This window comes from Bradyrhizobium sp. LLZ17 (assembly GCF_041200145.1).
Lineage (GTDB): Bacteria > Pseudomonadota > Alphaproteobacteria > Rhizobiales > Xanthobacteraceae > Bradyrhizobium.
Genome location: NZ_CP165734.1, coordinates 6243824 through 6256746, shown reverse-complemented (window position 1 = coordinate 6256746; position 12923 = coordinate 6243824). Strand labels below are relative to the sequence as shown.

Here is a 12923-nt window from a genome sequence, read left to right as displayed (position 1 = left end):
TCTGGCTGAAATCGTCGGTCCGGTATTAGCAACCGAAGTGTGAGCGCAGACCTCCGGTCTCAAAGCCATACTTCCGCGATTGCGGAGCTATGCTTCTACAAGCTTGCACGCCGCAATTGGCCACAACCACCTTTTCCTACGCCGTCTCGTGCCGCTTGACGATCGCGTGATCGACTCAGCGCAGTGAACTCGAATTCGTTGGTGTCGAGGTCGGCAACGATCTCGACACCATCCTCTATCAACGCGATCGGTCCCTTGAGGCCCGCTTCAGGCCCGACGTGGCCAATGACGAGGCGACTGAACCGCCGGAAAACCGCGCGTCGGTCATCAGTCGACGCAGCTCACGGCCCAACGTCGTGGCGCGCAAGGTCGGGTCGAGCATCTCAGTGCGGCACTACTGAGATGTCGACCGAAGGGCGGAGTTCGGCGCAGACCGCAAGCACCTCGTGGATGTCGCTCGCGATGAACTTGTCGAACGGCGTGCCGTCGCCCACCGAGGCCCTGCCCATTGCGGGGAAGGCCTGTTGTTTCAGAATGTAATCAAAACGCGACGCCCATTTGCGGGCACCAAGCCGCGCCGTCGTCGAGCAATTGTCGACCATGTACGACACGCCCTTGTAACTCATATACGGATTGAGCGAGTCGACCGCCTCGATGATCGATTCATTGGCGATCTCTGAGTACGGGTGGCCGTGATCCTTCAACACATCGACCTGCGCCATCATGCAGGCGAGATAGACACCAGCGGTCTCCGGATTAACCGGCGCATAGTTGCGCTCGCTATCGGCGCGCACCTTATCGCCGACGGCCCACATCTCGGTGGAGTCGATCTTGCCCATCGGATAGATACCGTGGCGGCGGGTTGCCTGTATGACGCTGCGCACCTCGTTACCAGAGGCCACGTCGTCGTAGATCTCTTCAAGGATCTCTCGGCATGGATGGTACGAGGCATTGTAGGCAGCCCGGAACGCCGCCTTCTCCTTGTCGTCGAGCTGCTCGTAGACCGCCTTCAAGCCCGAGCGTGGTCGAGTTGCTGGGCTGCTGCAGGCATTCCGTGTTTGCCGAAGAGGTTGCAGCGGGCTCGCGGGGAGCATTATTGAAGAAGTCGGCAAAAGTGTTGGGAAATGCAGGTGTCGCCGAAAGACCCCCCAACAAGGACCAAACCGGCGAACCAAAATCGCAAATAACCGGACATCAACAACTCCCGGTGTTGCGCCTCCCGCCCGGCACGACCCTTGGCGGCGACATGGGCCGCCATGCGGCTCAAATCTGGCAACGCGCTCCTGAACTAGATCCGCGTCCGAATTGAGAACCCAGTCCAGCAGCCGGGCGTTGCGAAATGCAGCAGCGCGCTCAACTGGAGCCACCACGTTGTCGCCGGACATCGCTCCTCGCCGAGAGGCTAGGCTCGGGCGTTTCGGTCGTGGTCGAGTAGCTCAGCCATTTGGCTTTCGCCCTCACAGATCCGGGCAGGCGGCTTTCCCGCACCCGGCTCTTCCCGAGGGTAACCCGCGTCATATCCGCGCCTGCGCCCAAGTGCGAGTGATGCGTGGAACGGGCAGACGGAAGCGTGCCGTCAGGGCCTCGAACTCCGACCAGCCCATGCGCCGACTTTTCTGACTGCGCCGTCTCAGACAGTGCAGCCAGATCCGACGCACTTCGCGGTAGAAGCCGTTAAGCGCTGGATAATTGTGCGGCCTGCCGTAGTAGCCGTAGTGTCCACGCAGCACTGCGGCGAACCACTCGTGCTGGGTGGCCAGTGACTCGTGCATGAGCCGCCAGGCCTCCTGGCGCAACGCCGTCAGCTTGCGCGTCAGGCGTTTCCCCTTCCGTCTTGTGCTTCACGATAAACCGGCCGTCCCGGGTCCGCCCGCAGTAGTGGGTGAAGCCGAGGAAGGCGAAGGTCTCGGGTCGCCGCTCGCCGCGCCGCTGACGCGAGAGGGCCGCAAATCGACCGAACTCGATCAACCGCGTCTTGCCCTCATGAAGCATCAGGCCAAAGCTGGCCAGCCGCGCCTTGAGGGCCAAGAGCATCTCCTGCGCATCCACCTTGCTCTCGAAGCCCATGACGAAGTCGTCCGCATAGCGAACGGCCACAACGCGACCGCGTGCGCGGCGACGGCGCCATTGGTGGACCCAGAGATCGAGGATGTAGTGCAGAAAGATGTTGGCGAGGAGCGGACTGATGCCCGCCCCCTGCGGGGTACCCCTGTCCGTTTCTTGCTTCTCGCCGCTCTCAAGAATGCCGGCCCGCAGCCACAGCTCTATGAGCCGCAATATGCGAGGATCGGCGATCCTGTGCGCCACCATCCGCAGCAGCCACTCGTGGTCGACCGAGTCGAAGAAGTTGCGTATGTCGGCATCGAGCACCCAGTTGACGCGCTGGCTCATGATCGCCGTGTGCAAGGCGTCAAGCGCCATATGAGGATTCCGCCCCGGCCGGAAGCCGTAGGAGAACCCGAGGAAGTCGACCTCGTAGACGGAGCTCAGCACCTCGGCTACCGCGCTTTGGACAATCTTGTCCTCTAGCGCCGGCACACCGAGAGGCCGCTTACCGCCATCGGCTTTGGGGATGTAGACTCGTCGCACCGGCTGTGGCCGGTAGCGACCCGTGTGGACGCGTCCGCAGAGCTCCCGGAGGTTATCCGTGAGCCTCTCTTCGTACTTCGCCACCGTTATCCCGTCGACCCCCGCGCTGGCCTGCCGCTTTTGTCGTCGAAACGCCCGACGCAGAGCGTCCTCGTTGACGTGGTGCAGCAAGGCCGTGAACCGGGTTTGAGCAGCCTGCTTGGCTGCCGTGTTCACCCGTTCGAGGTTCGGCGGCAAGGCAACCCGGCTCTGTGTCCGGACCCTGGCCTTCTCGCGCGGGCTCCCCTCGGGCTGACCCCTTCCCTCCATGCGTCTCGTTTCCTTCGACGACTTCACAGGTACTATGGACCAGTCCGACCCCGACCTCAGCTCGGACCGCGGCTCTGGCACTGCCTTGCCGCTGCCCCCCGTTGGAGACCAATCCAACGGACCCGGTCGGGCCTCTCATGTTCCGATGATTACCTTCCATGCGTGATCCGGCCATCGACCCCGACGGAGCGGCATCGTCTCGCATAACGACGATGCTCATGCTGCCTTCGTGTTTAGGGAACACACTCGGCCTCCGCGAACATCCACCTTTCGAGGCTCATTCCCGCACCCCGCATGGCTCCTGTCTACACTTCGAACCCCGCGTTGCCGCGACGCCCGCAAGACTCGGTCCCGGCCTGCCTGCTTCGGCTTTGGCCGGATGGGACTTGCACCCACAAGCATTCATCAGCTTGGCATGACGTACTCCCCGGTAGTGGTGTAGCTCGGTAGAGCAAAGCCGCCCGGACGCGCGCCCCCCAATAGCGCCGTAGCGGGCGGGCGGCTTTGCGGTGGTCACCGGCAGTTCTCCGGTAGGATCGGGTTGCGATACGCCAACGCAACCAGAGGAACCACCGATGACCGCCGACATGATGAACCTGCGCACGCTCGTGGAGAAGACCCCTGACGCCGATCTCTTGCGCGAGATGATCGGCTTTGCGGCCCAAAGGCTGATGGAGCTGGAAGTGGAAGGCCAGACCGGGGCGGCCTATGGCGAGAAGAACCCCGAGCGTCTGGCCCAGCGCAACGGCTACCGCGACCGGACCTGGGAGACCCGCGCCGGTGCGGTCGAGCTGCGCATTCCCAAGCTGCGCAAGGGCTCCTACTTCCCGGGCTTCCTCGAGCCGCGCCGCATGGCCGAGAAGGCGCTCACCGCCGTGGTTCAGGAAGCCTATGTGCAGGGCGTCTCGACCCGTTCGGTGGACGATCTGGTGCAGGCCATGGGCATGACCGGCATCTCCAAGAGCCAGGTCAGCCGGCTCTGCGCCGAGATCGACGACAAGGTGAAGGCCTTTCTCGCCCGCCCGATTGAAGGCGACTGGCCGTATCTGTGGATCGACGCCACTTACGTGAAGGTGCGCCAGCAGGGCCGCATCGTCTCGGTCGCGGTGATTGTCGCGGTCGGCGTCAACAGCGACGGTCGGCGCGAGGTGCTGGGCATGGACATCGGCCCGTCCGAGGCCGAGACGTTCTGGACCGCGTTCCTGCGCAAGCTCGCCCGCCGCGGCCTGCGTGGCGTCAAGCTGGTCGTCTCCGACGCCCACGAAGGCATCAAGGCCACTGTTGCCAAGGTGCTCAATGCCAGCTGGCAGCGCTGCCGCGTCCACTTCATGCGCAACGCGTTGGCGCATGCCGGCAAGAGCGGACGGCGTGTCGTCTCCGCCTTCATTGCCACAGCATTCGCACAGGACGATGCCGAGGCCGCGCGAACCCAGTGGCGCAAGGTCGCCGACCAGCTCCGGCCAAAGCTGCCGAAGCTGGCCGGCTTCCTCGACGAGGCCGAGACCGACGTGCTGGCCTACATGACCTTCCCGCCGCAGCATCGGACCAAGCTGCACTCCACCAACCTGATCGAACGCCTCAACGGCGAGATCAAGCGGCGCACCGAGGTGGTCGGCATCTTCCCCAACGAGGATGCCATCGTCCGCCTCATCGGCGCGATCCTGCTCGAACAGAACGATGAATGGGCGGTCCAGCGTGCCCGTTACATGACACTGGAAACCATCGCGCCGTTGAGCGATGATCCGAGCGTCAGCCTCACGGCTATCGCCAGCTGACCAGCCCGGCTCTCGCCGGCGAACGCGGTGATCCACCGCCAGCTACACCACGCCACGGGGCACGATCGGCGTTTCGATCCGTTAGGTCGATCGCCGGCAAACGATCTAGGCTTGGGTCGGAGGTCGCGGACGTTTTGCGGAAGGTTCGCTGCCGACCGCGGGCGGGGATGGTCGGGAGCTTGGATTCGACGTGGTAGTGCGGCGCCACTCATCATTAAAACGGCCCCAGCGTTTTACATGCTGAGGCCGCCGCATTTTCATACGCGACCTGACTACCATTCTGGATCATCGAAGCCGTCATAGTCCCGAACGATGTACTGTCGGGTGAAGCGCTCGACCGGACGCCAGCGCTCGTGAATGACGATTGTCGCAGTCGGTGGCCTTCAATAATCAGGATGGATGACAATGGTCGGGGGCGGCGGATATGGATACGGGGAATGAATATGCCAGCAAAAGTCCCCTCTACAAGCGATCGCGGCCGAGGCGCTCTCGGCGGAGACCGCTAAAAGACCGGCTGCGGCGCGTGCTGCAATAAAAATCTTACAGGCGTGGTATTCATTGTCTTCCTCCTCGTTTGTCTTATTTTTACGCACCGTAAAACGGCCGTGCTCGTCGCTTCGTTTCAAATAGTAAACTTAAAACGTGAATCGCAGGAGCTGGGCCGGAGTCCACGGCGCAGCCGAAGACAGGCGCTTGCGGCGCAGCACGGGGTGGAGGAACCCGATCCGGCTAACGCGTTAGCGTAAGGCTATCGCAAATGGACCGCCAGCACGGTATCGATCTCATCTGACGGAGGCGCACATGAAGCGCGGCTGGTCGGTGTTGATCGCCGTCGCTGAGGTGGTGCGCTCTTCCCCGTGCTCGCCACTCGGGAGCAGCGCGCCGACTTCGATGCGTTTGCCAAGCAAGGGGCATCCGCAAGCCTCGAGCCTATATGATGATCCGCTCTCCGGAAGATCAGCGAGCAAAGCCCCTATATGCGCAACGCGCGCTGAGTCGGCTTGTTGGCCGCGAATGCCTGGCAGTACAAACAGTCGGAATCCTGCTTGTCAGGTGAGGCATTCACGCTTCCGAGCTGGCCACGATACTGCAAAATGCGATTAGGCTTTCGCATGCCGTTCGTTGGTGCGCGACACGCCTTCTGTTGCCGCTCTCCTTTCATATCGCAGAAGCGCGTGGCTAAGCCCCCGACTCGTTCGGGCTGCACGTTAAGAGAAACCCTCGGCGCGAACCTGTGACCCGCAAGAAGGAGTTTTGTCGGTCCGGTGCTTTTAGCGTAAACGCGAGCCATGACTTTTGGAAGCCGAGACCACATCAGCAGTGCGAATGCAGCGGGCTTTAAGGCGTCGCAATCAACCCGCTGTCGGTTGCAACTATCCAACGGTTGCCCCAGCGCACGATAGAATCGACCCGGCCAATGCCGGGCACCGTATCGCCGCGTGTTGCCATCCGAACCCCATCGGGTCCTCCGAGCACCGCCGTTGCGCCTCGAACATCGAGAACGGTCCACCCCTCAATCGTAGTTGGTCTCGTCTCTGGTGCCGGTGCGATCCGTGCTATCGAACCGGTTGGAGTTGGATCTCCTTGGATCGCCGGAAAGGGTGTGCTTAGCGTGTCGACAGCCGCGCCCGACGACGCGGCGAGAGGCTTGGCGGCACTAGTGCCTCCGCCCCCGGATAGCTGACTTACGCCTGATGGTATCCGCGGAGCCAATGTGGATAACGTCTTTCGGGCGGCTTCGCTCTTAGGGCCAGATCTCGCCTCGGCACTTCGAGGCGAAGGCGTATCCGTCACAATGAACGCCGAGATGCTCGCGGGACTGTGCCAACCAAAGCTCCCAGCCCATCCCAATCCAAAGCCCACAACCAGTGCGCCTGCGACCATCCACGTCGAGCGCTCTCGATGGCGGGCTGGCTTCAACAGCGCCAGAACCTCATCTCTATATGCATTTGAAAATTCTTCTGGGCCCAACATCACGGGGGCGCTTCGGACATTGCTAGCGCCGACATCTCCTACCGGCTTGATCTCTTCTGAGGAATTCACCTGGTGCAGTTGCATGATCAATGGCCTCGTGGCCTCCCAATGATCATGCTTGGCACTAAATCAATTGTTAACGTCCAACACGTGCGGCCTACAATATCTTGCGCAGAGAAGATTATCTCTCGCAGTGGCACCGAAAGGGGCCATGAATCGCGAGCAGAAGGAAAACATGAGCGATCGGCTGTCACTCTCGATATTTGCGGTCGAGGTTGATTGAGACTTCGAAGGTTTCGAACAGGGGCATGCTGTCGGTCTGCGTGCACAGGCCGACCTTCCCACGTGGGCCCGGAAACCTTCTGTCGGTTGCGACAACAAGCTCCTTGCCGTCGAAAACTACCGTGAAGCGGTCCCCATTCGCCGAGATACCAACTGTGTGCCGCGACTCGCCTGACACGCCGATATCCATGCTTCCGATCATCTCTCGCCCTCCGCCGGCCATGCGGTACAGGGCGACGCTGTTCTCGATTGCGTCGGCGTACAGTATAGTGTTCTTCAGGCGATCTGAACCGAACGACCAGTCCGGCCGCCTGGTCGTTCTCGCCGTTGGTCAGGAAGCGCGTCGACACGTGGACGTCATGTCCGGACAAGGGCCGGTAAAATGCGAACGCTAAGGCGGTTATCGCTTGGCTCGGGCCCAGTCCGCGCCAATGCTCGACCGGCGTCGTTATCAATGATCGACCATTTTGGCGGATCGCCGTTGCCCGAGGCGCCAAAATGAAAATCGGCCAGCCGTTCTGCCGTATCGAACGTGACCGCATGGGCCGAACTGCGCGATGCCATCGGTCCGCACGCAAACAAGACCACGCAAAGCGGTAGCAGGTAGGCGAAATAGCGCGCCCTCACGGCTTCGCCTCCCGACGGGAGACGTTGTCGGATCATCGCGACCGCAAAGCTCAACGACATCGATCACAGGCTTGGCTCGCCGACGTGCTGGCGCCTGCCGGATCAGCCCGCCAGGCGCGTCCACGAACTCCTGCCTTGGAACTGGCCCTTAGAGGTCGCTCACGCCGCCTGAGCGCAATCGGCTATCCGCACAAAGCGACCTGACGACGGGCCGTCACCGGATGCGTACGTTCAAGGCCGCTTGCGAGCGTGCCTTAGACATCGCGGCTCTGCGTCGAGCTAAGCGTATCCGCCTGCTCCCCGAATGATCTACAGCGCGTACATAGTGAACATCCACGGCAGCGTGATTCGGTATCAGGACTTCAACTGCGAGACAGACGAGGAAGCCGTACGGTGTGCTCAAGAGCTAGTAGGGAACTGTCCGGTCGAGGTCTGGAAGGGACAACGTAGGATCGCCCGTATACCGCGCGCAGGCGGCTAGTGTTTCCGATCTGATCTTGAATTCAATCCCAGCGAAAAAAGGCCCCAGCTCTTGGGGGGCAATGGGGATTGCGGAGCTGGGGCCGGTAGAAGCCCCTCGGGGGGCACCGGGAAAACGTGGCAATAACAGGAACGTTCCAAAGTTAAGGGCCGCTGTCCTGAAACAGCGGCCCACCCAGGTTTCAAATTCTTGGAAATGAAAATGCGCCGCCTGCCTGGGGCGCTGGATATGCTTCAGGGCTTCCACTGTGGTCATGGCTGCACCTCGCTTGCACTCAGGGCTGCATCATAAGGTGCGGGGAGTTCGGAGGCCAGCCTTCTAGGGTCACCCGGCTCAGTCGCTCGCAACGGTACTGCCTCGTCTCCAATCTCAACTAGAAATTGGTCCTGTGCGGCATACAGTCAGTGGATGATGATCGGCGCTGACGAGATCATTGACAGAAGCAGACACGGAGAACTGAGCGACTTACCGCGCCTTCTCGCGCGCGCGGGGGCCGCAGTCGAAGGCAGTCGAGTTCTATTAGAGCGGAGCCAGCAGTTCTTACGCAACACTCCGTTCAGGAGAGCCGTTTGGGGAGATCAGTCCAACGCCAATGCGTTCTCTGTCGTACTTCCATCATGCCTCCGGTCTCGTTCGACCGAACGACTCAAAACGACCTTCTCCCGGCAGCTGCGGCCGGTAGGCGGAAGCGAGCAGCATCAGAAACAGCGCGCGATCGGCCTGGTACTTGGCGGCCACCCGACTGGCCTCCGCCCCCTGCATGAGCGGACGGCCCTCAGTCGTGCAGAGACACCATTGAAACGTGCGGCGGCGTTGGCTCAGGTGAATCTCAAAAAGCGGCAGCTGATGCGGCATGACTCTCGTTTGTCTTTGCTTGGCGGCCGAGGTTCAGTGTTAATGAAAAACGCTTTGATAGCTCTAGGCATTGGAGATAGCTTCGTATCCGGAGCTCGGATTCCTGCTCGGTTGCACGGAATGCGAGTGAGCGGCGGGCCAAGGCCGTCCCGTACCCCAACTCCCATCGCTTGAGCAAACCATTCGCCGGACGGGAGCGATGCTTCCGATCGGATCATTCAGGCCGTCAACATGTCGCCTTCGCCCAGTAGGATCGGCCTTTTCATCGACGGCGCCAATCTTCACGCCACCTCCAGGACGCTCGGCTTCGACGTCGACTACCGGCGCCTTCTGAACGAATTCCAGAGCCGGGGTACCCTGCTTCGCGCCTTGTACTACTCGGCCATCGTGGAGGATGAGGAATTCTCCTCGATCCGGCCGCTGCTGGATTGGCTCGATTACAACGGCTACACCGTCGTGACGAAGCCCACCAAGGAATTCGTCGATCCCTCTGGACGGCGCAAGGTCAAGGGCAACATGAACATCGAACTCGCGGTCGATGCCATGGAGCTCGCCGGCAAGCTCGACGAGATGGTCCTGTTTTCCGGCGACGGCGATTTCCGCTCCTTGGTCGAGGCCGTCCAGCGTCGTGGCGTCCGGGTCACGGTGGTCTCGACCATGGCCAGCCGGCCGCCGATGGTCGCCGACGAGCTGCGCCGCCAGGCGGACGTCTTCACCGACCTGGTGGAGCTGCAAGCCAAGATAGGCCGGGACCTGTCCGAGCGCCCGCCAGCCCGCGAGCGCGGCGACGTCCGTGGTACGCCGCTGCGGCGCAGTACGACCGCCGCGCCGCGCGCGGAACCCGATGAACTCATTCCGTAGGTCCTGGAGCTCACCTACCGGGCGTGCGAAATCGCAGGACGCCCCTTGGGAGGCCCTTTACCCAGTCGGCCGAGCTTCGATCATGGATGCGTCGCGCCGCTCTCCTGGCTCCGCCTGCTGTTCGGCCGCGATGGCCACATCGTCGGCGCCTCGCCCAGGGCCCTGCGACCGACCTGCTTCAGGTTCGACATCGCGGTCTCGCCACGGGTCGCGGCTTTGAGGATTTTCGAGGCGACGTGCGTGCGAGCGGTGGTCTCACGGCGGCAAACGTTCTGGCAGACCTCCTCGAGAACTGCGGGCAGCAGCGCGGTGGTTTCGGCATCGAAGATCGGAGATCTCCCCCAGCGATGCAGCCATGACGCCTAGAATTTCCCAACCTGAGATTCACGCAAGTTATGGCGACCAAAAATCCGCAGGGCGACTAAAGCCGACCGAAATGAGGTGGCCCCGATTCTTGGGGGCTGGGGCTTGGCCGCGCCAGGATGGAGCTCGCTCGTGTCGCGCGTGAGAACGATCCAACTTGCTTGATCCTTTACGTGTCCGGAGATAGCGCGCATCGGTGGTCCGTCAAGGGCGTGCCGCAAAGCGTCATGTTGGCCAAACCCTTTGGGCCCGTGCAATCGGTGGAGGCCACGTCAGGTCTCCTCACCCGCCTGCGTTCGTTCCCATCCTAGAAAAACGAATGCGCTGCGGCCACTTTGGCCCTAAGCTGCCTCAAAATAATAATCCACGCCCCACGCGAAAGGGTGGTCTAGGTGTCCGTCGAATTCCGAAATAACGTGCAGGTCCGCGGCCGCGGTGAGCGGGCCATGATGTTCGCCCACGGCTTCGGGTGCGACCAGAACATGTGGCGCTTCGTGGCGCCGCCGTTCGAGTCGGATTTCACCACGGTGCTATTCGACCACGTCGGAGCCGGCCGTTCGGACCTCACCGCTTACGACCATCGAAAGTATTCGACGCTGTCCGGCTACGCCGATGACGTCGTCGAGATCGGCCGCTCGCTGCGCCTGAAGGATGCCGTATTCGTGGGGCATTCCGTCAGTGCGATGATCGGAGTGCTTGCCGCGGTCAACGATCCGACACTCTTCGAAAGCTTGGTGCTGGTGGGGCCTTCGGCGCGCTACATCGACGATGGCGACTATGTCGGTGGCTTCAGCGCGCAGCAGATCGAAGAGCTTCTTTCGTTTCTGGAGGAGAACCACATGGGATGGTCGGCGCAGATGGCTCCTGCCATCATGGGCAACCCCGACCGGCCTGAGCTTGGCGCGGAACTAACCAACAGCTTCTGCCGTACTGACCCCGCCATCGCCAAGGAATTCGCCCGGGTCACCTTCCTCTCCGACAACCGCGCAGACCTGTCCAAGGTCAAAGCGCGCACGCTGATTCTCCAGTGCAGCGAAGACATCATCGCTGGGCAGCAGGTCGGTGCATACGTCCAACGCAACATCCCGAATAGCGAACTGGTCGTTCTGAAGGCGACCGGCCACTGCCCGAACCTGAGCGCCCCCAAAGAGGTCGTCGCCGCAATCCGAGATTTCGTCTGAGTGAATAACAATCATCCTGCCGATACCGATTTCGAAGACCTCTACGAAAACGCGCCCTGCGGGTACCTCTCCGTTCGTCCGGATGGCCGCATCGATCGTGCCAATCGGACTCTTGCGGACTGGACGGGCTACGCGCCAGATGACCTGCCCGGGATGCGGCTGAGCGATCTCCTGAACATGGCGGGGCGCATATTCCTGGAGACGCACGTGGCTCCGTTGTTGCGCATGCAGGGCTTCTTCGACGAGTTCGCGCTCGATCTCCTTACCAAGAGTGGTGCACGGTTGCCGGCGATCGCCAACGCCCGTGAGCGGCGGACCGATGCCGATGCGCTCCTGTTCACGCGTCTTACGATCATGCGGGCTGCCGACCGGCGCCGGTTTGAGCGCGGGCTGATCGACGCCCGAAAGGAAAGCGAGGAGCTCAAGACGGCTCTGGAAGAGCGCCTGCGACAGGAGCGTGAAAATGCCGAACTGCGCGAGCAGTTCATCGCCGTCCTCGGCCATGACCTGCGTAATCCGCTCGCATCGATCGCGGCCGGCGCACGTCTGATGCTCAAGGCCGAGACGCCGGAGGACGCGCTCCGGCTCGAGGCCATGATGCAGAGCAGCGTGGGCCGCATGGCCAAAATGATCGAAAGCGTCATGGACCTGGCTCGGGGCCGCCTCGGGGGAGGAATTTCGCTGTCGAAGGCCATCACCGCCATCGAGCCCGTGCTCGACCACGTCGTGGCGGAACTGGCCGCGGCCCATCCGGATCGCAGCATCGAGACTCATTTCGAGGTCGAGACACCGTTCTACTGCGATCCGGCCCGCATCGCCCAGTTGCTCTCTAACTTGCTCGGCAATGCAATCAGTCACGGGGCACCGGACCGGCCTGTGCGTGTCGATTCAAGTGCCGGCGGAGGACACTTCGAGCTCTCGGTGGCTAACAGCGGGGTGGCCATTCCGGAAGAGGCGCGCAAGCGCCTGTTTCAGCCGTTCTATCGGGGAGAGGCGCACGGGCCCTCGCAAGGGCTCGGACTTGGCCTCTACATCGCAGCCGAGATTGCCAGGGCCCATAGTGGCTCGATCGAGGTTACTTCGTCCGAAGCGGAGACCAGGTTCACGTTCCGCATGCCGCTCCAATGGGAGGGGGCGCTGCGCCCCTAGCCGTCAGGAGCGGTCGCACCGCGAGAAGACTGGGCCAGCCCGCCTAGGCGGCGCGAATAGCCCGGAGTACCAGGCCCTCTGCAGCTGATTGGCCCCTGCTTAGCGAGGACGGTGACTTCGGCGCTTTGGGGGCGTCCGGCGCAGACAGGCGATGCTCAGCAATCAGACAGACACTCCGGGCAGGTATCGCCGATGGAGCCAAGGACGCCGTGGATCTCGGCGGCGGCCTGCGCCGGGGACGAACTCTCGGGCGGATCGCGCCTGGCGATATCGAAGGCCCGTTCGCGCGCGTGCGGATCGGCGCGGTCCTTCGCCCAGCCGTGCTCCTCGCATTCGTGGATGGCGCCGGCCATCACGCAGCCTGCGCTGAACCTGCTAATGTACCGACTCCAGGGGCGCGTCTACGACCACACGGTTAAGCAGCAGGCCTGCTCGAAAGGGGAAACCTAAACCGCGCCCGAAGAAGGAGCGCCCCAA

At 62.3% G+C, this 12923-nt stretch carries 10 protein-coding genes and 1 pseudogene; 5 read left to right on the top strand and 6 right to left on the bottom strand.

Annotated features, from left to right (window positions below; all coding sequences use genetic code 11):
- Positions 1-383 precede the first annotated feature (383 nt).
- Both AB8Z38_RS30040 and ltrA read right to left on the bottom strand, forming a co-directional pair.
- Positions 384-1385, bottom strand: a complete 1002-nt coding sequence (locus tag AB8Z38_RS30040) for a hypothetical protein (RefSeq protein ID WP_369721260.1) — start codon at positions 1383-1385, stop codon at positions 384-386.
- Between the two features lie 289 nt (positions 1386-1674).
- Positions 1675-2826: a group II intron reverse transcriptase/maturase gene (gene ltrA, locus AB8Z38_RS30035; protein WP_369721259.1), complete on the bottom strand. Its 1152-nt coding sequence runs from the start codon at positions 2824-2826 to the stop codon at positions 1675-1677.
- 647 nt (positions 2827-3473) lie between these two features.
- Here ltrA and AB8Z38_RS30030 point away from each other — a divergent pair.
- The gene (locus tag AB8Z38_RS30030; protein ID WP_369721258.1) at positions 3474-4673 is read left to right on the top strand and encodes an IS256 family transposase; all 1200 of its coding nucleotides are present in this window, start codon (positions 3474-3476) and stop codon (positions 4671-4673) included.
- A gap of 2224 nt (positions 4674-6897) precedes the next feature.
- Here AB8Z38_RS30030 and AB8Z38_RS30025 read toward each other — a convergent pair.
- Entirely contained in the window at positions 6898-7131 is a 234-nt protein-coding gene (locus AB8Z38_RS30025) for a hypothetical protein (RefSeq protein ID WP_369721257.1), read from the bottom strand.
- 155 nt (positions 7132-7286) lie between these two features.
- Positions 7287-7556: a hypothetical protein gene (locus AB8Z38_RS30020; RefSeq protein ID WP_369721256.1), complete on the bottom strand. Its 270-nt coding sequence runs from the start codon at positions 7554-7556 to the stop codon at positions 7287-7289.
- 31 nt (positions 7557-7587) lie between these two features.
- Here AB8Z38_RS30020 and AB8Z38_RS30015 point away from each other — a divergent pair.
- Positions 7588-7728: pseudogene (locus AB8Z38_RS30015) on the top strand (transposase domain-containing protein); the annotation flags it as partial.
- A gap of 924 nt (positions 7729-8652) precedes the next feature.
- Here the strand turns inward: AB8Z38_RS30015 and AB8Z38_RS30010 are convergent.
- A complete protein-coding gene (locus AB8Z38_RS30010) occupies positions 8653-8892 on the bottom strand; it encodes a hypothetical protein (RefSeq protein WP_369721254.1) in 240 nt (79 codons plus the stop codon).
- Between the two features lie 231 nt (positions 8893-9123).
- Between AB8Z38_RS30010 and AB8Z38_RS30005 the strand changes: the two genes are divergently transcribed.
- From AB8Z38_RS30005 to AB8Z38_RS29995, 3 genes are all read left to right on the top strand, one after another.
- Positions 9124-9753, top strand: coding sequence for an NYN domain-containing protein (locus AB8Z38_RS30005; protein WP_369721253.1), 630 nt, complete (start codon positions 9124-9126; stop codon positions 9751-9753).
- A gap of 755 nt (positions 9754-10508) precedes the next feature.
- On the top strand, positions 10509-11297 hold the full coding sequence (locus AB8Z38_RS30000; RefSeq protein WP_027520179.1) for an alpha/beta fold hydrolase: 789 nt from the start codon (positions 10509-10511) through the stop codon (positions 11295-11297).
- Positions 11298-12446, top strand: coding sequence for a PAS domain-containing sensor histidine kinase (locus AB8Z38_RS29995; protein WP_027520180.1), 1149 nt, complete (start codon positions 11298-11300; stop codon positions 12444-12446). It begins immediately after the preceding gene.
- Between the two features lie 155 nt (positions 12447-12601).
- Here the strand turns inward: AB8Z38_RS29995 and AB8Z38_RS29990 are convergent, their stop codons facing one another.
- Positions 12602-12826 carry a hypothetical protein gene (locus tag AB8Z38_RS29990; RefSeq protein ID WP_051448451.1) on the bottom strand — a complete coding sequence of 75 codons (225 nt, stop codon included), beginning with the start codon at positions 12824-12826 and terminating at the stop codon, positions 12602-12604.
- Between the last annotated feature and the right edge of the window lie 97 nt (positions 12827-12923).

Bases quoted from the DNA above. Each gene is read 5' to 3' on its own strand.
- AB8Z38_RS30040 (WP_369721260.1), bottom strand. From the start codon at position 1,385: ATGTCCGGCGACAACGTGGTGGCTCCAGTTGAGCGCGCTGCTGCATTT.
- AB8Z38_RS30030 (WP_369721258.1), top strand. From the start codon at position 3,474: ATGACCGCCGACATGATGAACCTGCGCACGCTCGTGGAGAAGACCCCT.
- AB8Z38_RS30005 (WP_369721253.1), top strand. From the start codon at position 9,124: ATGTCGCCTTCGCCCAGTAGGATCGGCCTTTTCATCGACGGCGCCAAT.
- AB8Z38_RS30010 (WP_369721254.1), bottom strand. From the start codon at position 8,892: ATGCCGCATCAGCTGCCGCTTTTTGAGATTCACCTGAGCCAACGCCGC.
- AB8Z38_RS30025 (WP_369721257.1), bottom strand. From the start codon at position 7,131: ATGATCGGAAGCATGGATATCGGCGTGTCAGGCGAGTCGCGGCACACA.